This is a genomic window from Reyranella sp. (assembly GCF_050185545.1).
Taxonomy (GTDB): Bacteria; Pseudomonadota; Alphaproteobacteria; order Reyranellales; family Reyranellaceae; genus Reyranella.
Genome location: NZ_JBFWZI010000027.1, coordinates 34026 through 58417 on the forward strand (window position 1 = coordinate 34026; position 24392 = coordinate 58417).

At 66.8% G+C, this 24392-nt stretch carries 26 protein-coding genes, 1 tRNA gene and 1 pseudogene; 16 read left to right on the forward strand and 12 right to left on the reverse strand.

What is annotated here, in order from left to right; translation table 11 throughout:
• The 3 genes from AB7O82_RS10380 to AB7O82_RS10390 all read left to right on the forward strand — a co-directional run bounded on the left by AB7O82_RS10380 (position 1) and on the right by AB7O82_RS10390 (position 1856).
• Positions 1-993, forward strand: a complete 993-nt coding sequence (locus AB7O82_RS10380) for an FAD:protein FMN transferase (RefSeq protein ID WP_428546606.1) — start codon at positions 1-3, stop codon at positions 991-993.
• Positions 994-1010: 17 nt separating this feature from the next.
• Positions 1011-1406, forward strand: a complete 396-nt coding sequence (locus AB7O82_RS10385) for a c-type cytochrome (RefSeq protein ID WP_428546609.1) — start codon at positions 1011-1013, stop codon at positions 1404-1406.
• A gap of 165 nt (positions 1407-1571) precedes the next feature.
• Positions 1572-1856: a c-type cytochrome gene (locus AB7O82_RS10390; RefSeq protein WP_428546612.1), complete on the forward strand. Its 285-nt coding sequence runs from the start codon at positions 1572-1574 to the stop codon at positions 1854-1856.
• A gap of 28 nt (positions 1857-1884) precedes the next feature.
• Here AB7O82_RS10390 and AB7O82_RS10395 read toward each other — a convergent pair whose 3' ends face one another.
• Positions 1885-2430: a hypothetical protein gene (locus tag AB7O82_RS10395; RefSeq protein ID WP_428546615.1), complete on the reverse strand. Its 546-nt coding sequence runs from the start codon at positions 2428-2430 to the stop codon at positions 1885-1887.
• A 404-nt stretch (positions 2431-2834) separates the two neighbouring features.
• On the opposite strand from AB7O82_RS10395, the gene AB7O82_RS10400 reads away from it, so the two are divergent.
• Positions 2835-3368 carry a DUF6455 family protein gene (locus AB7O82_RS10400; RefSeq protein ID WP_428546618.1) on the forward strand — a complete coding sequence of 178 codons (534 nt, stop codon included), beginning with the start codon at positions 2835-2837 and terminating at the stop codon, positions 3366-3368.
• 26 nt (positions 3369-3394) lie between these two features.
• On the opposite strand, the gene AB7O82_RS10405 is transcribed toward AB7O82_RS10400, so the two are convergent.
• The 3 genes from AB7O82_RS10405 to AB7O82_RS10415 all read right to left on the reverse strand — a co-directional run bounded on the left by AB7O82_RS10405 (position 3395) and on the right by AB7O82_RS10415 (position 5207).
• Complete coding sequence (locus AB7O82_RS10405; RefSeq protein ID WP_428546621.1) at positions 3395-3805, reverse strand: hypothetical protein; 411 nt, start codon at positions 3803-3805, stop codon at positions 3395-3397.
• Between the two features lie 736 nt (positions 3806-4541).
• Positions 4542-4618, reverse strand: a tRNA-Arg gene (locus AB7O82_RS10410).
• A gap of 415 nt (positions 4619-5033) precedes the next feature.
• A complete protein-coding gene (locus AB7O82_RS10415) occupies positions 5034-5207 on the reverse strand; it encodes a hypothetical protein (RefSeq protein ID WP_428619335.1) in 174 nt (57 codons plus the stop codon).
• Between the two features lie 77 nt (positions 5208-5284).
• On the opposite strand from AB7O82_RS10415, the gene AB7O82_RS10420 reads away from it, so the two are divergent.
• On the forward strand, positions 5285-5521 hold the full coding sequence (locus AB7O82_RS10420) for a CHASE3 domain-containing protein (RefSeq protein WP_428546638.1): 237 nt from the start codon (positions 5285-5287) through the stop codon (positions 5519-5521).
• Between the two features lie 247 nt (positions 5522-5768).
• On the opposite strand, the gene AB7O82_RS10425 is transcribed toward AB7O82_RS10420, so the two are convergent.
• A complete protein-coding gene (locus tag AB7O82_RS10425) occupies positions 5769-6062 on the reverse strand; it encodes a hypothetical protein (protein ID WP_428546624.1) in 294 nt (97 codons plus the stop codon).
• Positions 6063-6237: 175 nt separating this feature from the next.
• Here AB7O82_RS10425 and AB7O82_RS10430 point away from each other — a divergent pair, with 175 nt between their 5' ends.
• Positions 6238-6567 carry a hypothetical protein gene (locus AB7O82_RS10430; RefSeq protein WP_428546626.1) on the forward strand — a complete coding sequence of 110 codons (330 nt, stop codon included), beginning with the start codon at positions 6238-6240 and terminating at the stop codon, positions 6565-6567.
• A 117-nt stretch (positions 6568-6684) separates the two neighbouring features.
• Here AB7O82_RS10430 and AB7O82_RS10435 read toward each other — a convergent pair whose 3' ends face one another.
• Positions 6685-7494, reverse strand: coding sequence for a hypothetical protein (locus AB7O82_RS10435; protein WP_428619328.1), 810 nt, complete (start codon positions 7492-7494; stop codon positions 6685-6687).
• A gap of 39 nt (positions 7495-7533) precedes the next feature.
• Here AB7O82_RS10435 and AB7O82_RS10440 point away from each other — a divergent pair, with 39 nt between their 5' ends.
• The 3 genes and pseudogenes from AB7O82_RS10440 to AB7O82_RS10450 all read left to right on the forward strand — a co-directional run.
• Positions 7534-9285 carry an adenylate/guanylate cyclase domain-containing protein gene (locus AB7O82_RS10440; protein WP_428619329.1) on the forward strand — a complete coding sequence of 584 codons (1752 nt, stop codon included), beginning with the start codon at positions 7534-7536 and terminating at the stop codon, positions 9283-9285.
• A gap of 164 nt (positions 9286-9449) precedes the next feature.
• Complete coding sequence (locus AB7O82_RS10445; RefSeq protein WP_428541947.1) at positions 9450-9620, forward strand: hypothetical protein; 171 nt, start codon at positions 9450-9452, stop codon at positions 9618-9620.
• Positions 9620-9676: pseudogene (locus tag AB7O82_RS10450) on the forward strand (ion channel); the annotation flags it as partial. The gene AB7O82_RS10445 and the pseudogene AB7O82_RS10450, both read left to right, overlap by 1 nt.
• Positions 9677-9798: 122 nt before the next feature.
• Here AB7O82_RS10450 and AB7O82_RS10455 read toward each other — a convergent pair.
• Positions 9799-10098 carry a hypothetical protein gene (locus AB7O82_RS10455; RefSeq protein ID WP_428542025.1) on the reverse strand — a complete coding sequence of 100 codons (300 nt, stop codon included), beginning with the start codon at positions 10096-10098 and terminating at the stop codon, positions 9799-9801.
• Between the two features lie 496 nt (positions 10099-10594).
• Here AB7O82_RS10455 and hyfB point away from each other — a divergent pair, with 496 nt between their 5' ends.
• The 7 genes from hyfB to AB7O82_RS10490 all read left to right on the forward strand — a co-directional run bounded on the left by hyfB (position 10595) and on the right by AB7O82_RS10490 (position 18242).
• Positions 10595-12604, forward strand: coding sequence for a hydrogenase 4 subunit B (hyfB, locus tag AB7O82_RS10460; protein WP_428541950.1), 2010 nt, complete (start codon positions 10595-10597; stop codon positions 12602-12604).
• Positions 12595-13551 (forward strand): respiratory chain complex I subunit 1 family protein, encoded by a 957-nt coding sequence (locus tag AB7O82_RS10465; RefSeq protein ID WP_428541953.1) that lies wholly within the window; start codon positions 12595-12597, stop codon positions 13549-13551. The genes hyfB and AB7O82_RS10465 overlap by 10 nt, the downstream gene beginning before the upstream one ends.
• The gene (locus AB7O82_RS10470; RefSeq protein ID WP_428541956.1) at positions 13552-14214 is read left to right on the forward strand and encodes a hydrogenase-4 component E; all 663 of its coding nucleotides are present in this window, start codon (positions 13552-13554) and stop codon (positions 14212-14214) included. It abuts the gene before it with no gap.
• Positions 14211-15668 (forward strand): hydrogenase 4 subunit F, encoded by a 1458-nt coding sequence (locus AB7O82_RS10475; protein WP_428541959.1) that lies wholly within the window; start codon positions 14211-14213, stop codon positions 15666-15668. Before AB7O82_RS10470 ends, AB7O82_RS10475 begins: the two co-directional genes overlap by 4 nt.
• Before the next feature lie 12 nt (positions 15669-15680).
• Entirely contained in the window at positions 15681-17195 is a 1515-nt protein-coding gene (locus AB7O82_RS10480; protein ID WP_428542022.1) for a nickel-dependent hydrogenase large subunit, read from the forward strand.
• A gap of 11 nt (positions 17196-17206) precedes the next feature.
• Positions 17207-17719: an NADH-quinone oxidoreductase subunit B family protein gene (locus AB7O82_RS10485; RefSeq protein ID WP_428541962.1), complete on the forward strand. Its 513-nt coding sequence runs from the start codon at positions 17207-17209 to the stop codon at positions 17717-17719.
• 136 nt (positions 17720-17855) lie between these two features.
• On the forward strand, positions 17856-18242 hold the full coding sequence (locus AB7O82_RS10490) for a pentapeptide repeat-containing protein (RefSeq protein ID WP_428541965.1): 387 nt from the start codon (positions 17856-17858) through the stop codon (positions 18240-18242).
• A gap of 115 nt (positions 18243-18357) precedes the next feature.
• On the opposite strand, the gene AB7O82_RS10495 is transcribed toward AB7O82_RS10490, so the two are convergent.
• The 5 genes from AB7O82_RS10495 to AB7O82_RS10515 form a co-directional block, all read right to left on the reverse strand.
• On the reverse strand, positions 18358-19059 hold the full coding sequence (locus tag AB7O82_RS10495; RefSeq protein WP_428541968.1) for a haloacid dehalogenase type II: 702 nt from the start codon (positions 19057-19059) through the stop codon (positions 18358-18360).
• A gap of 198 nt (positions 19060-19257) precedes the next feature.
• Positions 19258-20763 carry a 4-hydroxyphenylacetate 3-hydroxylase N-terminal domain-containing protein gene (locus AB7O82_RS10500; protein ID WP_428541971.1) on the reverse strand — a complete coding sequence of 502 codons (1506 nt, stop codon included), beginning with the start codon at positions 20761-20763 and terminating at the stop codon, positions 19258-19260.
• 2 nt (positions 20764-20765) lie between these two features.
• Complete coding sequence (locus tag AB7O82_RS10505; protein ID WP_428541974.1) at positions 20766-23105, reverse strand: xanthine dehydrogenase family protein molybdopterin-binding subunit; 2340 nt, start codon at positions 23103-23105, stop codon at positions 20766-20768.
• Positions 23106-23118: 13 nt separating this feature from the next.
• On the reverse strand, positions 23119-23922 hold the full coding sequence (gene hpaH / locus AB7O82_RS10510; RefSeq protein WP_428541977.1) for a 2-oxo-hept-4-ene-1,7-dioate hydratase: 804 nt from the start codon (positions 23920-23922) through the stop codon (positions 23119-23121).
• A gap of 207 nt (positions 23923-24129) precedes the next feature.
• A partial coding sequence (locus AB7O82_RS10515) for a RidA family protein (protein ID WP_428619332.1) occupies positions 24130-24392 on the reverse strand: 263 nt, incomplete at its 5' end.

The window sequence follows — 24392 nt, forward strand, 5'->3', positions numbered from 1 at the left end:
ATGGTCCCGATCAATCGGCGGCGCTTCATCGGCATCGTTGCCGGCGCGAGCGCGAGCCAACTTTCGCTGGCCCGCGCCGACCTGGCCGTTCGGGAGGCCGCCACCTGGCGTGGAGCTATTCTCGGCGCGCCGTCGTTACTGCGAATCCATCACCCCGATCCTCTGGTGGCGGAGAGGCTCATCAGCCTGTCGGTCGGCGAAGCGCAGCGGCTGGAACGCATCTTCAGCCTCTATCGGCCGGACTCGGCGCTGGCCGAGCTCAATCGGCGGGGCGCGCTCGCGGCGCCGCCGGCCGAGTTGGTGCGGCTCCTGTCGGATTGTCGGCGTTATCACGAATTGACGCACGGCGTCTTCGATCCGTCGGTTCAGCCGCTATGGAAGATTCACGTCGAGCATTTCTCCCGGAGCGGGGCCGGCACCGCGGGCCCGTCGTCGGAGGCTCTCGCGGCGGCCTTGGCCAAGGTGGGATTCGCCCATGTCCAGTTCAGCCGCGATCGCGTGGCCTTTTCCAAGCCCGGCATGTCCCTGACCCTCAACGGCATTGCCCAGGGTTTCATTACGGATCGCGTGGTTGACATTCTCCGTGAGCGCGGGATCGACCATAGCCTGGTCGACATGGGCGAGATCCGCGCCATCGGTCCCCGGCCGGACGGCGGACCGTGGCGGGTCGGCATCCCCGGCGACGAGGCAGCAGTGGACCTTGTCGACAAGGCCGTGGCAACATCGAGCGGCTGCGGCTTTGCGTTCGACCCCGAGGGCCGGTTCAACCATCTGTTCGATCCGGTCACGGGACGTTCGCCCGATCCTGGCCGCAGTGTGACCGTGATCATGTCGACGGCTGCAGAAGCCGATGCGCTGTCGACCGCGATGAGCTTGATGCCGGACGAGGCCGTTCGGCAGCTTTTGGAGGATCTTCCCCATGGCCACGCGTACGTCGGGCGGGCGGATCACCGCGGGAACCACCGTGGAAAGCCGTCGTTCCCGCTCGAATAGCAGCAATGGAGCGGTTCATGCGCCTCATATCGACCACTCTTGCGGCTCTGGTGACCGTCGCGACAGCAGCCGGCGCACAGGATGTCGCCAGCGGCGAAAAGGTGTTCGCCCAGTGCAAGAGTTGCCACCAGCTCGGCGAGACGGCGAAGAACGCGGTCGGCCCCGTCCTGAATGGACTGTTCGGGCGCAAGGCGGGCACAGTCGAAGGCTTCAAGTACTCCGATGCCAACAAGAACTCGGGCATCACGTGGGACGAGCCGACCTTCGTCGAGTACATCAAGAATCCGAAGGCGAAGGTTCCCGGAACCAAGATGATCTATCCTGGCCTCAAGGACGATCAGAAGATCAAGGATCTGGTCGCCTACCTAAAGCAATTCGATTCGAAGGGCCACCGGGCGGCCAAGGCGGAGTAACAGCTCACATCTTTCCTCCGTCTGTCGCGGATGTGGGCGGAGTCGACAATTGCCCGCAGATGAATCGAGAAGCGCTCAGGGCTGTTCGAGCCCGACGACATCGGGCTGTGACACGATTGGCATGATTGCCAACGGAAAGTAAAACAAATGCGAAGATCAATAGTGATGGCATTGACCTTGGCGCCACTCGCTTCTCCGACGGCCGCGCAAGATCTGTCGGTCGGACGCAGCTTGGCCACACGCTGGTGCATGGCGTGCCATGTTGTCGAGCCGGAACAGACCATGGCCACCGACAACGCACCCAGCTTCCGCGCAATCGCGAGCCGGCCGGGCACTACGCCGGAAACGCTGGACCGTTACCTGTCGAGAAGTCATACCCTGATGCCCGATTTTATGCTGAGTTTGCAGGAGCGTAACGCTCTGGTCGCCTACATCTTGAGCCTGCGCTAGCGCAGCCGCCTTGGTCCATGCAAGAACGTCACTCATTTGTCGTTGGAGCGCAAACCGGCTTGACGGCTACACTTGATCGGTAAGCAAAGCGCAATACGTCGCTACCCAAAGCGCCGCCGAACGGCCAGTCCGCTCGCTTGAGTATTCGCATCGCATACTGGGCAATCAGGCCAAACCGCGGCGGCGAGGAAATGCTCGGCAAGCTAGCGCTGCTTGGCGGCCAGAGCACGAGCCATGACGTCGCCTCTGTCTTGTCTCGAAAGATTCTCAGCGAGCGGATCGATCCAGCTGCGTCCGCGAAGTGAGCTGCTTCCAAATGATTTGCAGAGGATACGACAATCGCCAGAGGTCCGACTGGACCTCGCCCCTGCATGGCATAGTTACGGACCCAAGCGTCAATCGCCTTGAGTTCATCGACTGACATTGTTGCCTTAGCAGCAGTTGCATCGAAAAGCTTGGCATACGGCATAGCCCCAGCCGCGGCTATGTTCTCGAGGTATCCAAGGACATCCGCAGCAGACAGGCCTTCTTCGACGAAGGCCGCGACGCGTCGCGTGCCATGGTCGATGTTCAAGTGCACGGGCATTCTTATGGCGAAGGATAGGCCACCAAAGTTAAACTGTAAGCAAGTACTCGACGGGGTGCCAGTGCCTGCAACTCAGGCACAAAATGGCCATCAGAAATTCGTCGCACGTCGGTTGGCGTGGACGTAGCAACCTTCGGGCGACCGGCGTAAGTCCGGCGTTTTGCGCGCTGCCGCGCCATTGATGCCAAGATGGCGTGGTGCGCTGGACTCGCTAGCCATGATCTGCTCGGCAAGTGCGCGCGGAGTCCTCGCCGACTGCAAGTGGATACTTCCTTGCGGCGATCAGCGACTTGATCTGTATCAAGGCAGCTGGGCAGGTCCGCAATCAACCTGTTACCGGTTAACTTCCTTCCAACTTTGGCGTCTTGGGAGGCCTTGGAAAAGGAGGGATCATGACGACGCTCCAGGAGCTGCAGCAAACGATTTCGCGTTTCGTGAAGGGAGGGCGCAAGCGTCGGCAGTTGAAGCGTGAGCTCGCGCAACTCGCTGCCATGGGCGAACTTGACGCCGTCCTGGCTGACGTTGGCCTTGTGCGCTCGCAGGTCCAGCCCCTCATCGCAGGATCTGCCGACCCCAATGAGCGGCTGGACAAGATGCTCGACCGGCTGGGCATCGACGTCGCCCGGTTGCCTGTCGAATCTCTGCGGGACATGGCGTGGGCCTGCATGAACTGTCGGACCAAACGCCATTGCCGCCAATGGTTGTCCGACAACAAGGGGCCGGACTTCCACAGCTTCTGTCCGAATGCTGCAGAGTTCGACAACGCCTTGTGGAGGCAGCACCCGGAACTGGCTTCGTCGAGGGCTTCGCCCGCGGGTTGCGACCCGCGCGAACTTACCTTCTACCCGCGCACCGACGAGCTGCGACGGATGCAGGCCGACGCCCGTCGGCGTGAAGTCCGCGTTCTGCTCGACTCCGCCATGTAGGACCGAATGAAGGAGGACTTCAAAGATCAGGACTTAGCACGGTAGAGGATAAGGCCAACCATGGCGCCAGAACGCCGACGATGCGGCGTTCGGCAACTGCTCGGAGGCGGGACCAGCGAACCGTTGTAAGCAAAAGCGAACATCAATATCAGCGTTAGCCAGGACGAGAGGCCGGCGGTGAAGCCGATGGCGAGCCCGACCGCGGCAGACAGCAGCATCACCACCGTGATAGCGCGGTAGCGACCGAGCTTGAGCGCCAGCTCGTTGCCGAGAATGCTGACCGGCGCGGCAAGGGCGGTGAACAGCGCGCTCACCACAAGGGCGCCCAACGGCGCGCCGCCGCTCGCGGCGACAAGGCCCCAGAAGGCAACCAGGCACGTACGCACGCCGTAGAGTTCGAAGCAGTGCCAGCCATAGCCGAAAGAGTGGCCGAGCACGGCTTGGTTCCTGAGCGCGGGCACGAGATGAAGCAGCGGGCCGCACGGGGCGCCGGCGCGACCGGCGTCAGCGACCCCGCGATGAAGGTCATGATCAGCGGAGGCAGGCCGGTGAGGATAAGGGCACAGCGCCAGCCCGCGGCCTCCGCGGTGAGCTGGCAGGCGAGGAAGGAGATGCCCACGCCGAAGGAGAAAGCCGCAGTGTAGACGGTGATGCTGCGCGAACTCTCCCCCGGGTCGAGCCGATCGGTCAGCAACTTCAGTCCTGGCACGTAGGGCCGGCGAAGCCCAGCCCTGTCAGGCCCCCAGAGGAGCATCGCCGTGCCGGTCGCATTCAGCAGCGAGCCGATGCTGAGGGTGGTGAAGATCGGGGCTGCGAGCACATAGCCTATGGCATAGGCACTCGCCATCAAGCCCGCCTCGCCGTAGGCTGAGGCCCCATTCGGGAATGAGGAACGCCGGCATGGTCGACGGCTCGGCGACGTGCGGCAGTAGCCCGCCGATCTGCCTCACCGGTACCTTGCCTAATGGAATGTCGCGGCGGTAGGTCAACGGCATCCATGCATCGCGACGACACGACTTCGTCGCGTGCGAGACATGAGCGCAATACGACGTGGCCCGCTTCGCGACGCTGCAATACGCGTCCTACTGCTTCCGCAGTGCTTCCGCGGCCCAATCCGAGCATCGAGAGAACAAAGGGCGCTCTCGCCAAGTACCTAGAAAACCTGCGATAAAATGGCGGACCCGGCGAGATTCGAACTCACGACCTCTGCCTTCGGAGGGCAGCGCTCTATCCAGCTGAGCTACGGGTCCAACGTGGCGGAACATACCGGAGCGGCGCGGCGGGCGCAATGCGGCCGCCTCGCGGCCGCGCGCCCACTCTACGCCTCTCGATGACCGGGGGGGAATGCTCCCCCGGCGTCAATGGCCGTCCCTTCGTGGGCGTCTCGGCCATCGTATCGCAGCGACACAAATTACCCTACGTCGCAGTTTGCTCATGAGGCGCATGCGACGGAGGCGCGTCGCCGCGATGCATATGCCTTCCGTTGACCGACCGAATGCTCCGCACTGGTCCCATTCGTTCCTGCCCCTTCACCAATTTCGCCTACTCTAAAAGCAAGGACGGCGCTGGCGCGTTTGCGTCAGGGAAGGTGGCGTGACCCCGTGTGTTGCCGTCGAGAAGACAACAGACCGCGGCCGGTTCCGGCAGCGGCGGGGGCGCGGGGTGTCATGAATCAGGCTGCCTCACCGGGCAACGGCCGGGCATTTCCGTCGCCGGTCGGGGCTCGACCCGCTCGTCGCCATCGGTCTCGGCGTCGCGCATCTCTTCTTTCTCATTTCCGGCGTCGTCGACTACCGCAACCTTCAAACCCTGCGCGACAATCATCTGAAAGCCGCCCACTCCGAGGACGTCCTCGCCGTCCTCAACGAGTTACTGTCCGATCTGCAGGATGCCGAGGCCGGGCAACGGGGCTCCTGATCACCAACAACGACCGGTCTCTCGGGCACTACAACGCCGCCCTCGCCCAGCTGACGAGCGACAACCCCACCCAGCAGGCCAAGATTCCGCGCCTCAGACAGCTGGTTTGCGCCAAGCTCGCCGAGTTCAATGACACGATCGAGCTGCGCCAAACCCAAGGCTTCGACGCGGCACTGGCAGTCGTGATCTCCGGCCGCGGAAAGGCCGCCATGGACGCGATTCGCGCCCAGGTCTAGGCCATGGAAGAGGTAGAAGTCGGCCTGCGCGTCAAGGCGCGGCCGAAACCAACGATGCCCACCGCGTCGAGGATCGAACTGTGCTCGGCCGCCGCGTCGCGTGGCCAGCGCCCTGTCGCGTCAACGCCGAGATACATGTACGGCGATCAGGCTCATGTGAAGTCACGGTTCCGGAGTTCCCGCTCCGGGTCTACGCCGGTCCCGTGGGTGGGAAGACGACTGTCGAGCCACTGCAGGCGATGCGCCCTTACGGTGAGACCTTGCCGTTGGTATCGACCGTCACACGCAATTCCTGGTCGCCACGCTTGGCGGTGCCCCGCCACATTCCGTCGGCGCCCTTGGTCAGTGGGCCGACACTCGTGTATCCGTCGCGCAGCACCAGTTCCCGCGCTTCTCCTTCGGAAGCGGGCGGACCGCTCATCCGTTGATTGGCGATGTTAGGTGGCGGCCGATCGACGTTCGGACTGGTTTGCGCATGCGTCGCGGAGGCGATGCCCAGGGCCGAAAGACCAACGACAAGCCCAGAGAAGAGATGCTTCATGACGTGTTCCTTTGGCTGCAAGCACTGGTCCCAACGGTCGCCGCCGCCGATCCGTTGCCTGGAGGCTCGACCTCGACGGCAGCCGCTGTCGCATCTGAATGCGCCCGCTACCTGCAACCTCGCCCTGACAGCGGTGTTTCACCGGCAGGCTTTTGCCGACAGGAGGTTCCCCATCATGGTGTCAGCCAGAGTCTTGGCCGCCGCCGGACTCGGTCTTGCGCTATCCGCATGCGGCTATTCGCACACCACGGAAGTCGTGCGGCCGCCGCCTGCCGCAGTTGCCTACGCGGCACCTGTGCCGGTGACCACGACCTACGTAACCCCGGCACCGGTGACCTATGTCACCCCGACGCCGGCCGTACCTGCCGCCTACTACCCACCCGCCATCACACCGCCAGCCGGCGTCGAGGCTTTCCGCGACGAGTACGGCTTCCGCTACGACGGTCAAGGGAACCGGCTCGACCGCTACGGCAACATCATCAGCCCCTACTCGACCCGCCCCTGAACAGAAGCGCGCAAAGCTGGCCGTGCTTCGTGGGTCCGCCGAATGTCGGGTTTTTCAGGTGCTTCGACTGCAATGCGCCTCGCAGCTCGGCTTTGACGTGCGCCCGCCGATCGCCGCTCAGGAAATCGTCAGGATGTAGCGCGCCAGAACGCCTCCCTCCTGCGGTGACAGGCGCGAGGGGGCGCCATAGAGCTTCACTGTCGCCGCGCAAGCATCGGCGTCGGACAATTGCTCGAGCCTCCGGAGCCCTTCGAAGTCCCGTTCCTGGTAACCCGCCTTGACGAACAGCTGCCCTACCTGGTCATCCGACGGCAGGGGACGCGGGCTCGCGGTCTTTCCATTGCGATAGGCGATCTCCTGCGTTTCGAGCGTGCGCTTGAAGATTTCCTGGGCCCCCCTGTCCAGCTTGTCCGGTCTTTGCATGCCGCGCTTTCCAAGCTCGCTGCACAGCGGCACGCTGGTTCGCTGAAGATGGCTTGCCAGATCCTGAAACGCCTTGACGGCGTTCAACGCATCCTCATCGCTTGCCTTGCGCAAGGCGGGAATGATGAACCGTTGGCGAATGCTTGCGCCGAGCTGCCAGAGGCGATCGGGGCCCGTCTTCGCCGGATTCTTGAGCTCCGCTTCCGCCGCCGAGCGCACCTCGCCTTCGAGGGCAGGGCTTTCGGAAATCACCAGGCCGATCAGCGGCTGTTGTCGTATCGCCGCCATTGCCTTGTCCACGTCGCCGGCAGACGGCGTTCCGGCAGCCAATCTCAGATAGTGCTCACCCACACCACCAAGGATGCCGGCCACCGTCGCAACGAGAATGATCAAGGCGAATTGCGACAAGTTCGCCAATCGGCCCCTCGCCGGATGCCGGTGGCGTAGATACGCCCCGAGCACCAGGCCCGAGACGATGCCCAACAAGACTCCAAGATTGTCCATGTCACCCTCGAGGATCCTCGCCTAAAGTAGCGGTCACGCATGGCACAACAACGGGTTCAGCGGCGGCTTGCAGCCATCCTGGCCGCCGACATCGCGGGCTACAGCCGGCTCATGGGCCGCGACGAAGCCGGCACTGCACGGCAGCTGCGTGATCACCTGGCGGCCGTCCACGCCGTCATCGAGCGGCACGAGGGCCGCATCGTGAAGACCATGGGCGATGGCCTGCTCATCGAGTTCCCCTCGGCCGTGGCCGCCGTCGAGGGTGCGATCACCCTGCAGCGGCGGATGGAGCGCCGCAATGCCCGGCAGCCGGCCGACCGGCGCATGCTCTTTCGCATCGGAGTCAATCTCGGCGACGTCCTGGTCCATGGCGACGACGTCCTGGGCGACGGCGTCAACGTCGCCGCCCGCCTGGAGAGCCTCGCGGCAAGCGGCGGCATCTGCCTGTCGCAAGCCGTCTACGAGCAGGTCAAAGGCAAGATCGACGCGCGGTTCCGCGATCTCGGCAGCCACCGGCTCAAGAACATCGCCGAGCCCGTCCGGGCCTATGCCGTCGAAACCGGTGCGGGCTCGTCAGCGCTCGCCTCGGCGGCCCTCCCCCTGCCCGACGAACCGTCTATCGTCGTGCTGCCATTCGCGAACCTGAGCGACGATCCCGAGCAGGCCTTCCTCGCCGACGGCATATCCGAGGACATCACGACGGCCCTGTCACGGCTGCGCTGGCTGTTCGTCATCGCCCGCAACTCGGCCTTCGCCTACAAGGACAGGAGCGTCGATGTCCGCGCGATTGCGCGCGAGCTCGGCGTCCGCTATGCGCTCGAGGGCAGCGTGCGCCGAGCCGGCGAGCAAGTCCGCATTACCGCCCAGCTGGTGGATGCCGAGAAGGGCGGTCATATCTGGGCCGAACGGTACGATCGCCGGATGGACGACATCTTCGCCGTCCAGGACGAGATCACCGGCAACATCGTCGCCTCCATCGAGCCGCATCTCTACGCGCGCGAGGGCTATCGCGCCGCCTCGAAGCCGCCGGAAAGCGTCGACGTGTGGGGCCTGGTCGTCCGCGCAATCGGCCTCGTCAACCAGTTCGGCCGCCGCGAGAACGAGGAGGCGCAACGCCTGCTGCACCGCGCGCTCGCGATCGATCCCCGCTATGCACGCGCTCATGCGATCCTGAGCTGGGCGCTGTGGTGGGCGACGCTCTACCACTACATCGAGGACCGCGACGCCGGGTATGGAGAGAGCGCCCGGCATGCCCAGGAGGCGGTCAAGCTGGACGCCGGCGAGCCTTGGGCCAGGCTGATGCTGGGCCTAAATCTCAGCACATCGGGCCAGCACGAGCGCGCGCTGGCGGAGCACGAGGCCGCCCTCGTCCTCAACCCCAATTTCGCCCTCGGCCGGACCACCTATGGATGGGCCCTGCTGCGGGCTGGCCGCTTCGACGAGGCGATCGCCGAGACCGCCAAGGCGCTGCGCATGAGCCCCCTGGATTCGTTTTCCGGGCTCTACACGACGATCCACGGCCTTGCCCTGCTGGGCGCCCGCCGCTTCGCCGAGGCGTTGCCGCACCTGCGCGCGTCGGTCGCCGCCGACGCGGAATTCGCCGGGCACTACAATGCGCTGATCAGCTGCTGCGGTCATCTCGGCCTCGCCGACGAGGCCGCCGAGTTCATCGCCCGCCGCAACCGTGTCGGCCCGCCGCTGCGCGTCTCGGTGCTGCGCCACAACCTGCGCCACTTCGCGCACGGCGAGGTATTTGCCGACGGCCTGGCGAAGGCCGGGGTACCCGAGTAGGGGCAGATTTCCGGGCGAACCTCGGGCCTCATGTCACTCCCCGTTGCGGGACCGATGCGGGGGGAGGGACTTGGGTTGTCCAACGCCGCGGGTTCGCGCCGGTCGCCAATGGAGCAACGGCGGCCTTCACCGCCATCGTCATTGTCGAGCTGCTGCGCTACGTCATGAACGCGCGGCCTATTGCTGCCGACAAGGTCTTCGCGGCCGTCTCGGCCTACGTCCTGCTCGCGGTCATGTTCGCCACGCTGTTCTCCCTCCTGCAAGTCAATCAGCCGAATGCCTTCCACGTCAATTCGGTCACGAGCCGGATGGCAAGCTCGGCTGGTCGGCGCTGATGTACTTTTCGTTCACCGTGCTGACGTCGACCGGCTTCGGCGAGATCACGCCGACAACCCATCAGGCGCGCAGCCTGATCGTGGTCGAGCAGGTGCTCGGCTTCATGTACGTGGCCTTCCGATCGCCCGACTCGCCAACCTCTACCGCGAGCGATGGCGCGACTGAGACCGGCCGGCGTCACCGCTGCGGAAGAGGCTTGGCGCCACCCGGCATCGGCCTGACCTCCCGAGGCAGCGGAGAGTCGGGCTGCCGTTCACTAAGCTCCTGCTCGCTGCGGGGCATCGGCATGATCGCCTGGTTCTTCGAGTTCGGTCCGGCCGTCGCGCCGGTGCCGCCGACGATCCCGGGGCCGGACTCGGGCATGCGCGAAGGATCGTCGCGAAGATCGACTCCCCGTTGCTGGGCGATGGCTGGCGCCGCCAGCGACAGCGCGGCCGACATCACGACCGCCAGGCCGGCAATCCTGGATTTGGGCATGCGAGCCTCCTGCATCACAGGGACAACAGGACGCCTGGTCCCGGGTTCCGCGATGCAGGCACCCGCGCGCCGACGCTTCGCGGACGGCGCATTCGGCTTATGAAAACGTGCCGTCATCGCGAGCGGCACCGCCCGATTAGGCGCTGTTTACGGCGCCATTGGCGGCGCAGTCGAGAGACCTTCCCTGTGTCGGCGCGCGGATCACCGTGCTTGCGCGGCCGGCCGCGCTGATTTCCTTGCGATGCACCGCGACATCTAGGAGGATGTCGCATACGCTTGAATTCGCGTCGTCATCGTCAGCTGATCGCAGGAGTTTCCCGCGTACCGCACACGGCGTCAGGTCAAGTAGCGTCTCCTGCAAGGCGGATGAAACCGGCTCGCGACACGGCTGGGGGAGAACGCTCGATGCCTGCACAGCGAAGGCTCTGTGAGCAAGGGGCATGGCCGGGGAACAGGCGATCCCTGATCGGCGCCCTCGCGTCGATGGGTTGAGCGCATGCCAGCCGTGCTCGTCCTGTGCTGCGTCGGCCTGCTGCTCGCGGCCGCCGCGATAGGCACCGCGATACCGCGCCGGCCGGCCGCCCGGCCGATCGTCTACGGCACGTGCCTGGTCGCCACGCTCGTCGCGCTGGCCAGTGCCCTGTACGCTCTGGGCGCGCCGGCGCCCGCCTCGACCGTCACCCTGCCGCTCGGCCTGCCGTGGCTCGGCGCCCATTTCCGCATCGACGCGCTCGCAGCCTTCTTCCTGGTCGTCGTCGATCTGGGCAGCGTCGCCGCGAGCCTCTACGCCCTGGGCTACGGAAGGCACGAGCCGGCGCCCCACCGGGTGCTGCCGTTCTTTCCGGTGTTCCTCGCCGGCATGAACCTCGTCGTCCTCGCCGACGATGCCTTCACTTTCCTGCTGTCCTGGGAGTTCATGTCGCTCGCCTCGTGGGCGCTGGTGATGGCCCATCATCGCCTGGCCGACAACGTGCGAGCCGCCTACGTCTACCTCGTCATGGCTAGCTTCGGCACGCTGTGCCTGCTGCTGGCCTTCGCCCTGCTGGCCGGCCCCGACGGCGCCTACGGCTTCGCGGCGATGCGCGACCAGAGGACCACTCCCCTGACCTCGGCCCTGGTGCTCACCTTCGCCCTGCTCGGCGCCGGCTCGAAGGCGGGCCTCGTGCCGTTGCATGTCTGGCTGCCGCTCGCCCATCCCGCGGCGCCGAGCCACGTGTCGGCGCTAATGAGCGGCGTCATGACCAAGGTTGCCGTCTACGGCTTCATCCGCATCGTGCTCGACCTGCTAGGGCCGCCGGAATGGGGATGGTCCATGGTGGTGCTGGCGCTGGGCGGCGTCACCTCCCTGCTGGGCGTGCTCTATGCCCTGATGCAGCACGATCTCAAGCGCCTGCTCGCCTATCACACCGTCGAGAACATCGGCATCATCTTCATCGGGCTCGGCCTGGCGATGGCGTTCCAGGCCTACCAGGTGGGCTGGGCCGCGGCGCTGGCGCTCACCGCGGCGCTGTTCCACGTGCTCAACCACTCGCTGTTCAAGAGCCTGCTGTTCTTCGGCTCGGGAGCCGTCCTGACAGCGACCGGCGAGCGCGACATGGAGCATCTCGGCGGCCTCATCCATCGCATGCCGATGACCGCGTTCACTTTCCTGGTCGGCTGCATGGCGATCTCGGCGCTGCCGCCGCTCAATGGTTTCGTCTCGGAATGGCTGACCTTCCAGGCCATCCTGCAGAGCCCCGACCTGCCGCCGTGGGGCCTCAAGATCCTGATCCCCGGCGTCGGCGCCATGCTGGCGTTGTCGGCGGCGCTGGCGGCGACCTGCTTCGTCAAGGCCTTCGGCATCACCTTCCTCGGCCGGCCGCGCTCGCCCGCCGCGCAAGGCGCGCGCGAGGTCGACGGCTTCTCGCTGGCCACCATGTTCGCGCTCGCCGGCCTCTGCCTGCTCGCCGGAATCCTGCCCGGCCTGGTGATCGACGGGCTCGCTCCCGTGGTCGGCGCGCTGCTCCACGATCGCATGCCGGTGCAGGTCGCCGTGCCGTGGCTCTCCATCGTGCCGATCGCCGAGGCGCGCAGCTCCTACAACGGCCTCCTGATCTTCCTGTTCATCACCGTCTCGGCCTCGCTCGCGGTCTATGCGATCCATCGCTTCGCCTCGCGCGCCCTGCGGCGCGCCCCGCCATGGGATTGCGGCTTCCCCGATCCACGACCTATCACCCAGTACACAGCGGGCAGCTTTGCGCAGCCCATCCGCCGCGTCTTCGGCACCAGCGTGTTCCTGGCCCGCGAACACGTCGACATGCCACCGCCCGGCGATCGTCGTCCGGCGCGCCTCACGGTCGAGCTGCGCGACCTGGTGTGGGAAACGCTCTATCTGCCGATCGCCGCCGCTGTTGATGCCGCCGCCGGCCGGCTCAACATCCTGCAGTTTCAGACCATCCGGCGCTATCTCAGCCTCGTCGTCGCGGCCCTGGTCGCCCTCCTGCTGGTGCTGGCGATATGGCTCTGATCCATGACCTCCTCGTCCAGGGCGGGCAGCTCCTGCTGGTGCTGCTGATGGCGCCGCTGCTCACCGGCTTCGTGCGCAAAATCAAGGCGCGGCTGCTGCGCCGGCAGGGCGCGCCGATCATCCAGCCCTATCTCGACCTCGCCCGGCTCCTGCAGAAGGACGTCGTGCTGGCCGACGGCGCCTCGTGGCTGTTCCGAGTAGCGCCCTACCTGATCTTCGCCGCCACCTGGGTGGCCGCCGCCCTGGTGCCGACCTTCGCCACCAGCCTGCTGTTCAGCTGGACCGCCGACCTGATCGCCATCGCCGCCCTGCTGGGCAGCGTGCGCTTCTTCATGGCGCTGGCCGGCCTCGACGTCGGCACCAGCTTCGGCGGCATCGGCTCGAGCCGCGAGATGATGATCGCCTCGCTGGCCGAGCCCGCCATTCTGATGATCGTCTTCACGGTTGCCCTGGTGGCGAAGTCGACGCAGCTTTCCACCATCTCCGACGTCATGCTGTCGGCCGATGTTGGCCTGCGCCTCTCGCTCGGCCTGGTGCTGGTCGGGCTGATCATCGTGGCGATCGCCGAGAATGCCCGCATTCCGGTCGACAATCCGGCGACCCATCTCGAGCTCACGATGGTCCACGAGGCCATGGTGCTCGAATATTCCGGCCGTCACCTCGCGGTCATCGAGCTCGCGGCGTCGCTGAAGCTCCTGCTCTACGTCTCGCTGATCGCCTGCATCTTCACGCCATGGGGCCTGGTCAGGGCAGACGCCGGGCTCGGCGCCTACCTGCTGGGCGCCGCGGCGTGGGTCGGCAAGCTCGCGGTCGGCGGCGTGCTGCTCGCCCTGTTCGAGACTGTGATCGCCAAGATGCGGGTGTTCCGTGTGCCCATCTTCCTCGGCGCGGCGCTGATGCTCGGCCTGCTCGGCACCCTGCTGCTGTTCGTCTCGCGGGGGCTCTAGATGGACGGCCTGCAGTTCGATATCGCCCATGCCCTGGCCGGCGGGCTGGTGCTGGTGAGCTTCATGATGCTCTACCAGACCCGCCTCTACGCGTTGCTCAACATCTTCGCCCTGCATTCGATCGTGCTCGCGCTGTCGGTCGGCTGGCAGGCCTACATCCAGGACGCGCCGCACCTCTACATCACGACGGCGATCGCCATCGTCTTCAAGGGCATCATCATCCCGGTCGCGCTGCACCGCATCATCCAGCGGCTCGGCATCCATCGCGAGATCGAGACGGTGTTCGGCATCGGTCCGACCATGGTGCTGGGCATCGCCTTCGTCGCGCTCTCGCTCGCGGTCATGCTGCGCGTCACCGCCGAGGCCGACCGGCTGGCGCGCGAGGACGTGGCGATGGCGCTCTCCGTCGTCCTGATCGGGCTCCTGATGATGGTGACGCGGCGCAATGCGGTGAGCCAGGTGGTCGGCTTCATGTCGACCGAGAACGGCCTGATCCTGGCGGCCACCGGCGCCAAGGGCATGCCGTTCGTGGTCGAGATGAGCGTCGCCTTCTCGGTCCTCGTCGCCTTCGTCGTCATCGGCATCTTCCTGTTCCGCATCCGCGAACGCTTCGACACCGTCGACGCCCAGGCGCTCGACCGCTTCCGCAGGACGCAGCAATGAGCCTGCGCGTCCTCGGCCTCGACGGTCTCGACGCCATCCTGGTGATCCCGGCGGCGGCGGCCGCGGTGCTCGCCGTGATCCCGAGCTACCGGATCGGCGCCCGCATCAACGTGCTGGCGGCGCTGCTGACGCTGCTCGCCTCCCTGTCGCTCCTGCTGCCCGACCGGCCCGAGCCGGGACGCTACCTGTTCGTCGACGATCTCAACGTCGTCTTCATCGTGCTCACCACGTTCATCGGGCTCACGACCAGCGTGTTCAGTGCCACCTACATCGCCCACGAGCTGGAGATCGGCCGCCTGACGCCGCAGTACCTGCGCTTCTATCACGCGATGTACCAGGTGCTGATGTTCGCCATGAACCTCGCCCTGGCGGCGAGCAACATCGGGCTGATGTGGGTCGCGATCGAGATGGCCACGCTCACCACCATCCTCATGGTCGGCATCTACCGCACCCACGAGGCCGTCGAGGCGGCCTGGAAGTATTTCATCCTGGCGAGCGTCGGCATCGCGCTCGCCCTGTTCGGCACCATCCTGGTCTATCTCGCCGCCCAGCCGGTGATCGGCCCCGGCGTCGACGCCATGGTGTGGACCTACCTGGTCGAGGCGGCGGCGCGCTTCGATCCGGCGCTGCTCAACGCCGCCTTCATCTTCCTGTTGCTGGGATACGGCACCAAGGTCGGCCTGGCGCCGCTTCACGCCTGGTTGCCGGACGCCCACGCCGAGGGTCCGACGCCGATCTCCGCGGTGCTGTCCGGACTGCTGCTCAACGTCGCGCTCTACGCCGTGCTGCGCTTCAAGATGCTGCTCGCGGCCAACGCCAACGCCATCGCGCCGGGGCCGCTCATGGTGACGATGGGGCTGGTATCGCTCCTGTTTGCCGCGTTCATGCTGTACCGCCGGCGCGACATCAAGCGCATGTTCGCCTACTCCTCCATCGAGCACATGGGGATCATCACCTTCGCCTTCGGCATGGGCGGCCCGCTCGCCAACTTCGCCGGCCTGCTGCACATGACCATGCACAGCCTGACCAAGTCGGCGATCTTCTACTCGGTCGGCCACATCGCGCAGATCAAGGGAACGCAGAGAATGGCCGAGATTCGCGGCCTGACGGAAACCCATCCCGTGCTCGGTTGGGGCCTCGTGCTGGCCGTCTTCGCCATCGCCGGCATGCCGCCGTTCGGCATCTTCCTGAGCGAGTTCCTCCTGGTGAGCACGACCTTCGCCCGCGAGCCGCTGCTCGCCATCCCGCTTCTGATCGGCCTCCTGGTGGCTTTCGGCGCCCTGCTGCTGCGGCTGGGCGGCATCGCCTTCGGCGAGCCGGTGGGCAGCACGAAACCGGCCGAGGCGTCCTACGTGCCGCTCTATGCCCATCTCCTGCTGGTGCTCGGTGCGGGCCTCTACCTGCCGCCTCTGCTGGTGAGCTGGTTTCAGCACGTGGCCGGGCTGCTGGGGTAGGCGATGGCGCAGATTACCGACATGACCGACCTGATGCGGCAGGGCCACTTGGCGGTCGATCATCGTCCGTGGCCGCGCGTCCGTGTGACGCCGGAACTCTGGCGCGACGCCACGCTTCTCCTCGGCACGCCAGACTGGTCGCTGCTCGGGCTGTGGGGTGAGAGGGCCGCGGTCCACATGGCGCTCCTTCACGAGCCGTCCGGCGGAATCGGGGTGACGAGCCTCGACTGCCCGCACGGGACCTTCCCCTCGGTCGCCCGCAGCCATCTACCGGCGCTGCGCCTGGAGGCCACCATTCGCGACCTGTTCGGCCTCGCCGCGGACGGAACACCCGAACCCCGCCCCTGGCTCGACCATGGACGATGGGGTTTTGGCCAGCCGCTCGGCGCGGCGCACAGGCCACCGGAGTCCCGCGCCTACGAGTTCCTGCCGGTGGAAGGAGAGAGCCTGCATGAGATTGCCGTAGGTCCCGTGCATGCCGGCATCATCGAGCCGGGCCATTTCCGCTTCACGGCGAACGGCGAGACCGTTGTTCGTCTCGAGGAACGCCTGGGCTACGTGCACAAAGGCATCGAAGGCCTGATGGCCGGCGCCGACATCGAGCGCGCCGCCCGACTGGCTGGCCGCACTTCGGGCGACAGTACCGTCGCCTACGCCCTGGCCTTCGCCCGAGCCGTCGAGGCTGCGCTCGGGATCGAGCCGCCGCGCCGTGCCGTCTGGCTGCGCGCGCTGATGGCGGAGCTCGAGCGCCTGGCCAATCACTTCGGCGACATCGGCGCAGTCTGCAACGACGCCGCCTTCGCCCTGATGCACACCCATTGCGGCGTGCTGCGCGAGCGCGTGCTGCGGGCGGCCGATCTCTGCTTCGGGCACCGCCTGATGCGCGATGCCGTGGTGCCGGGCGGCGTCTCGGCCGATCTCCGCAGCGAGGGCATCGTCGGGCTGAGAGCCCTTCTGGACGAGATCCGGCGCCGTTTTCCGGCCCTCGTCGAGCTCTACGACAACACCGCGTCGCTGCAGGATCGCACCGTCGCGACCGGCGTCCTGAAGGCCGAGCTGGCACGCCAGTATGCCTGTGGCGGCTATGTCGGCCGCGCGTCGGCGCGCGGCTTCGACGCCCGCCGCAGCCCCGGCTATCCGCCCTACGACACCCTGCGCTTCGACGTGCCGGTGCTCGATGCCGGCGACGTCAACGCGCGCGTCTGGATTCGCATCCGCGAGGTCGAGCAGAGCCTGTCGCTGGTCCAGCAGCTCCTTGATCGTCTGCCTGCGGGCGACAGCCGTACCGACATCCCCGCTGCAAGCGGCGCCACGCGCGAAGGCGCTGCCCTCGTGGAGAGCTTCCGCGGCGACATCCTGGTCTGGCTGCGGCTCGCCGGTGACGGCCGGATCGAGCGCTGCCATCTGCGCGATCCGTCGTGGTTTCAGTGGCCGCTGCTGGAGGCCGCCGTCGAGGGCAATATCGTCGCCGACTTCCCGCTGTGCAACAAATCCTTCAACTGCTCCTACTCGGGCCATGACCTGTAGAGGCAACCGGCATGCGCAGGATCATCTTCGAAAGTCTCGTGCACGGTCCCCTGACCGAACCCTCGCCTGGCGCCGACCCGGCTGCCCTGGCCGAGGTCGCCGCCGCCCTTGCACGGGTCGCGCGCCGGCGCTTCGGCCGGTCCTTGGCAATTCGCGAGGTCGATGCCGGCTCGTGCAACGGCTGCGAGCTCGAGATCCATGCGCTGAACAACGCCTTCTACGACGTCGAGCGATTCGGCCTGCGCTTCGTCGCCTCGCCTCGCCATGCCGACGTGCTGCTTGTCACCGGCCCGGTCACCAAGAACATGCGCGAAGCGCTCGAGCGGACGTGGGTGGCGACGCCCGATCCCAAGTGGGTGGTGGCCGTGGGTGACTGCGCGGTCGATGGCGGGCTGTTCGCCGGCGGCTATGCCTGCGTCGGCGGCGTATCCCAGGTGGTGCCCGTCGACCTTCACATCCGCGGCTGCCCGCCGCGGCCCATCGACCTGATCAAGGGCCTGCTGGCCCTTGTCGGGGACGGGTGAGCGGTATGGAATCGAACGCGTATGGACGATGGCGAGGCCCCGCCCCGACGGGGCCGAGGTCTTCGCCTTGCTTGGTTGCGCTGCGTTGCCTCACGATTGGTCCGCGCCGGGCGGAGCTGCTGGTGGAGGAACAGCCATGGCCGACAAGTCACAGTTGGATGTCCTCAAGAACGGCGTAGTCGCCTGGAATGCGTGGCGGGAAGCGCACGCAGAGGTGCGCCCTGATCTCGCCCAGGCCCATCTGGTCGGCATCGACCTCATGGGAGCGAATTTCGCCGGCGCCGATCTCCGCAAGGCCGACCTGCGGGGCACGAACCTGAGCGACACCGTGCTGGTCGAGGCCCGGCTCGATGGCGCGAATTTTTTCCGGGCCACCCTCGAGCGCGCCGACCTGGCCGGCGCCAGCCTGGTCGGCGCGCAATTCCTGACGCGCGGCCAGCTCGTGGCCGCGCACAACTGGCAATCGGCGCTGCGCGACCCCGATCTCGCCTGCGGCGCCCCGATCCCGCACCAGCCGCCGTGACCCGGATTTCATGCCGCTCATGCTCTTCCGGACCGCGGGCGTCTCGCCCGCTCATGATCAGGATCAAGAGCGTGAGCGGGCGGGACGCCCGCGGTCCGGAAGAGCATGAGCGCCTTCACGCAATCGCGTCGGCGAGATCGCTCATTGTACGCACCAGGATGTCGGGCTGATGCGGCGTGATGCCGAATGGCCTGCTGCGGCGGTCGATGAAGGCGGTGCGCATGCCGGCCGACTTCGCGCCGATGCAATCGAAGGCATGGTTGGCGACGAACAGGACCTGGTCCACCGGCACGCCGATCAGCTCCGCCGCCTTGGTGTAGGTCGCGACATGCGGCTTGAACGAGTTCGCCTCGGCGACGGAGATCACGCGATCGAACGGGATCCGGTGATACGCCTTGGCCGCCTCGAGCATGTCCGGGTCGCCGTTCGACAGCACCACGAGCTTGTAGCGTGACTGGAGCCGAGCGAGCGCCTGAGGCACCTCGGGAAACGGCTTCAGCTTCTCGATCTCGCCAACGAGGTAGCGGACTTCGTCCGTCGTGTAGGGGATGCCGGCCCGATCCATCACGTGGGCGACCGCGCGATGGCCGATCTCCCGGTAAGGCGTGTGCTCGCGATGCAGCAGCGCGTCGATCATCGAATTCTCGAAATGGGTGCGTCGCCACCAGGTGACGAAGGAGTCCGGCTTTCCCTCCCAGCCCTTTTTCGCGAGGAACGGCGTCGCGACGGCCGTCAGCCCGCCCTGCATGTCGACCACCGTGCCGTACTGGTCGAACATGCAGACCTTCACGCCGTTGCGGATCGCGTCAGGGCTCATGGGGCGTCTTCCTCGTCAGAGCGGAGCATTCGCATTCAGCAAAAAGCCGTCATCCCGAGCGGAACCGCCTGAAGGGCGGCGCAGTCGAGGGACCCTTCTCGCAGATTCTGCAACAAGAAAGGTCCCTCCACTACGCCTCGCTGCGCTCGGCTCCGGTCGGGATGACGGAGAAAATGTCAATTGCGAACGCCCCGTCCCTCAGGCGGCCGGCTTCGGCCCGGCCGAGGGCGGCGTCACGACACGGCGGCCGACCAGAGGGGCGTTGCGGATCGAGTCGAGATTGATCTCGGGCATCGCCATGCCGAGGTTGCGCACGACGCTGTTGGCCAGCTCGTTGTAGCTCGCGAAGTTGCGGCGCAGCCGGCTGCGCCATACCGGCACGCCGCCGTTGGAATGCAGCTCGTAGACCGATTCGCGCTGATCGAGCGCCGAGCCGACATGATCCCAGGCCATCTGCAGGAGCGCCGAGCGCTGCGCCGCCGTGTAACCGCCGCCGCCGAACGACTCGGCGAGTCCGGCGGCCAGCGCGGGATCGGCGAGGTCGCGATCGGTCGGCGCGACAACCAGCGAAGAGCCCGGCAGGATGCGCAGGATCTCGCTCACCAGTGGCCGCGCCTTCAGCATCGCGAGGCTGCCGGCGGCAAGGTGCGCATGGTTGGGCGAGCAATTGCCTTCCGGCGTGAACTCCGGATCGCGCTCGGCGGCGACCTGGCAGCTCCGCACGGTCTGCACGGCGGTGACCAGGTCGAGCAGGTACTCGATCGTCTGGTCGTGCGCGGCCAGCCCCATGGCATGGGTGCAGGCGAGCGCCAGACCCAGTGTGAACTCGGCCTTCGACAGCCAGCAATAGAGCTGGTGCCAGAGCAGCCAGCGCGCAACCGGCTCGGCCATCGGCTCCACGAGGAACACGCGCTCCCACGGCACCAGCACCTCGTCGAGCCACATCTGGCCGTCGAGCTCGTCGAAGCGGTTGCTGAGCGGCGCCGAGAAGGGACTGGCGTCGCGGGCCGAGGACTTGCGGCAGATCACCGTCACGCCCGGCGCGTTCACCGCGACCGTGAAGGTCGCCCGATGGCCCTCGTAATCGACACCGTTGAGAGCGCCGATATAAACGTCCTCGGCATAGGCTGGGCTGGTGTGCATGCCGATCTTGCCGCTGATCACCATGCCGGCATCGGTCTGGCGCACCATCCGGAGCGACGCCCGCTGGGTTGGGTCCTCGCGCAGCCGGAAACCGATCGGCGCTGCCCCCGCGGCAAAGGTGAGGAAGCGGCCGGTACGGGCGATCGACGCGCGCTGGGCCTCTGCGTTGGCCACCTGCTGTGGCGAGGCGTTGCGCAGGCAGACCGCATGCAGCACGCCGAGGGCTATCATGTGGCCATAGGCCGGCGTGTGGGTGATGTTGCCGCCACTGAGGAAGGTCGTCGCGGCGAAGCTGCGTCCCATGCGGACCAGGTCGTCGGCGGTCTTCGGCACCAGGTAGCCGAGCGGTGCGCGCGTGCCGCCCTGGCACGGTGGCGTCAGCAGCGTGTCCTGCCAGGCCGGGTCGAGGTGCCGGTCGTACCAGGCGACGTATTCCTCGACCATCGCCCGGGTCGCCGGATGCGTGGTGACGTCGTCGACCCGGCCCTCGCCCAGCACGAAGACGCGACGGCCGTCGCGCAGGCTGGCACGATACTCGGCACCCGTTCGCATCGCCGCCATGATCAGGCTCCGTTGGTCGCCGTGCCGGCGGATTGCAGGGCGCGCCACACGCGGTCGCTGGTCGCCGGCATGTCGAGCTCGCGCACACCGCGCTCGGCCAGCGCATTCATGATCGCCAGCATGACCGCCGGCATGGCCCCGACGCAGCCCGCCTCGCCGGCGCCCTTCACGCCCAGCGGATTGGTCGCCGTCGGCACGGGATTGCCCACGATCTTCATGCTGCACATCGTGTCGGCGCGCGGCATGGCGTAGTCCATGAAGCTCGCAGTCAGCAGCTGGCCGGAATCAGGGTCGTAGACCACCCGCTCCATCAGGATCTGGCCCATGCCCTGCACCACGCCGCCATGGATCTGCCCCGCCAGGGTCAGTGGATTGATCACCGTGCCGACATCGTCGACCACGAGATAGGCGAGCAGCGCCACCTCGCCGGTGTCGGGATCGACCTCGACCTCGCAGACATGGCAGCCGTTGGGGAAGGTGTCGCGCTTGGGCGCGTAGGTCGCGTCCTCGTAGAAGCCGGGCTCGAGGCCGGGCGGCAGGCGGGCCGGCTGGAAGGCCGCCATGGCGACCTGCTTCAACGTGAGGCTGCGGTCGGTGCCGACGACGGAGAACTTGGCATCGGCGAAGGCGATGTCGGCTTCGGCTGCCTCGAGCAGATGCGCGGCGAGCCGCTTTCCCTTGGCGATGATCTTCTCGGCGGCAAGGCTGAGGGCCGTGCCGCCGGTCACCATCGAGCGCGAGCCATTGGAGCCCATGCCGAAGGCGACCCGATCGGTGTCGCCGTCGATGAACTGCAAGTCTCCAGGCGCAATGCCGAGCTTGTCGTGCAGGATCTGCTTGAAGACGGTCTCGTGGCCCTGGCCGTGGGTCTTGGTGCCCATCAGCATCATCGCCGTACCGCTCGGGTTGAAGCGAATCTCGGCATATTCCGGCGTCGGTCCGGCAGCCTGCTCGATGGCATTGGCGAGCCCGATGCCGCGCAGCTTGCCATTGGCGCGCGAGGCCTCGCGCCGCTTCGCAAAGCCCGCGTAGTCGGATGCCGCGAGCGCCATATCCATGTTCTTCTCGAACTCGCCGCAATCGTAGAACGGACCGAGCGGCGCCCGGTAGGGCAGCTTCTCCTTGGGGATGATGTTGCGGCGGCGCAGCTCGATCGAATCGATGCCGAGCTGCTGCGCCGCCACCTCGACGATGCGTTCGATCAGGTAGGCCGCCTCGGGCCGGCCCGCGCCGCGATAGGGCGCCGTCGGATTAGTGTTCGACAGGACGGCGTCGATCGTGACATGCGCGGCGGGGATATCGTAGACGCCGGTCACCGTGCCGATCTGGCCGAACGGCGTCAGCAGCTGGCGGTCGGAGGCGATGTAGGCGCCGATGCTGGCCAGCATGTGCAGCCGGAGTCCGAGGATCTTGCCGTCGGCATCGAGCGCGAGCTCGATGTCACCGATATTGTCGCGGCCGTGCTCGTCGGCCATGATCACCTGCGAGCGCTCGCAGCTCCAGCGCACCGGCCGGCCGACCTTCCTGGCCGCCCAAAGGGTCAGGCGGTGATCGACATACTGCCAGCCCTTGGCGCCGAAGCCGCCGCCGACGTCCTGGCAGACGACTCGGACTTTGCTCTCCGGCACCTTGAAAATCATGTTGGCCAGCATGTTGCGAACGCGGTGCGGGTAATTGACGTCGGCGTAGAGCGTGTAGCGATCGTCCCCGGCATCGTAGGTGCCGATCGAGCCGCGGGGCTCCATGTACTGGGCATGGACGCGGGTGATGACGTAGCGCCGGCGCACGACATGCGCGGCACGCGCGAACGCCTCGTCGGTCGCCTTGCGATCGCCGCGCTCCAGCGTGTGCGAGATGTTGTCCGGGTTTTCGTCCCACACGCGCGGCGCGCCGGGCGCCGCGGCCGCGCCGACCTCCGTCACCGACGGCAACGGCTCGTAGTCGACCTCGACCAGCTCGGCGGCGTCCTTGGCCTCGTCGAGCGTATGGGCGATCACCAGCGCCACCGGATCGCCGACATAGCGCACGCGATCGATCACCAAGGCCGGACGCTGCGGCGCGAACATCGGCGAGCCGTCCCGCTTCTTGCGCGGCATCGCAGCCTTCGGCATGCCGAGCCCGTCGGCGGCATAGTCGGCGCCGGTGAAGACGGCGATCACGCCGGGTGCACGCGACGCCGCCTCGGTCGAGATCGAGCGGATCGCCGCATGGGCGTGCGGCGAGTGCACGAACACCGCGTAGGCCTGACGCGCCAGGCTCTGGTCGTCCTGGAAGCGCCCCTTGCCGGTCAGCAGCCGCACATCCTCGAACCGCCGCACGGGCTGGCCGATACCGAACTTCATCGTATTGTCCCCATCACACGAAGCGGCTGGTGATCGTGCCCAGCGGGCCGTAGTCGATATGGAACACGTCGCCTGCCCGCGCCTCGACCACGCCGGTGAACGAGCCGCCGAGGATGAAGTGTCCCGGCTCCAGCGCGATGTCGAACGGCGCCAGCTTGTTGGCGAGCCAGGCGACGCCGTTGGCCGGATGATTGAGCACCGCCGCGGCGACGCCCGACTCCTCGATGACGTTGTTGCGATGGCACAGGACCGACACCCAGCGCAAATCGACGTCGAGCGGCTTGAACGGACGGCCGCCGATGATCAGCGCCGCATTGCCGGCATTGTCGGCGATGCTGTCGAGCACGCAACGCGGCTTGCCGGTGTCGGGGTCGATCCGGTGGGTGCAGCCGTCGACGATCTCGGCGGCCGGCACGACGTAGTCGGTGGCATTCAGCACATCGAATATGGTGCAGTTCGGCCCCTTGAGCCGGCGGCCGATGACGAAGCCCAGCTCGCATTCGAGGCGCGGCTGGATGAAGCGGCTCATCGGGATCTCGGCCCCGCCCGAATAGAACATGTCGGCCAGCAGCGCGCCGTAATCGGGCTCTTCGATGTTGGCCTGACGTTGCATGGCCCGCGAGGTCAGCCCGATCTTGTGACCCTTGATCTCGTTGCCGCCGGCGACCTTCAGCGCCACCCAGCGGCGCTGGACGGCATAGGCGTCGTCGACCGTGAACCCCTCGTACTGGACGGAGGGCGGCCTGATCCTGTGCCGGCCCTTCTCCGCAGCGTCATAGGCGCGGGCGATCACATCGATGGTTGCCGAATCGAGCATGCGGATGGGTCCTTAGGGTTTGTTTGCATTCCTCCCCGGCTTCGCTGAGGAGGTGGCCCGTCATCGGGCCGGAGGTGTCATGGCTCTTCGCGGGCGTCCCGCCCGCTCATGAGAAGAGCGGGCGGGACGCCCGCGAAGAGCCATGACACCTCCGTCGCCGTATGACGGCGACACCTCCCCAGCGAAGCTGGGGAGGCGATTCAAAACTCAGCCGACGACGGCGGTGAAGTCGGCCTGGACCAGGGCGCGGCTGTCCGGCGGCAGGGTGAGCGTGTGACGCGCCGGGCGCGCCTCCGGATCGGGAAACATCTTTACCCATTCGCCATTCAGCGCCGCGCGCTGTGCTGCCGGATTCTTCACCCAGAAGGTGATCTTGATGATGTCGTCGACCGTCGCGCCGGCGGCCTCGACGTCGTGACGGATGTGGGTGAACACGTTGGCGACCTGCTGCTCCAGCGAATCGGGCAGAT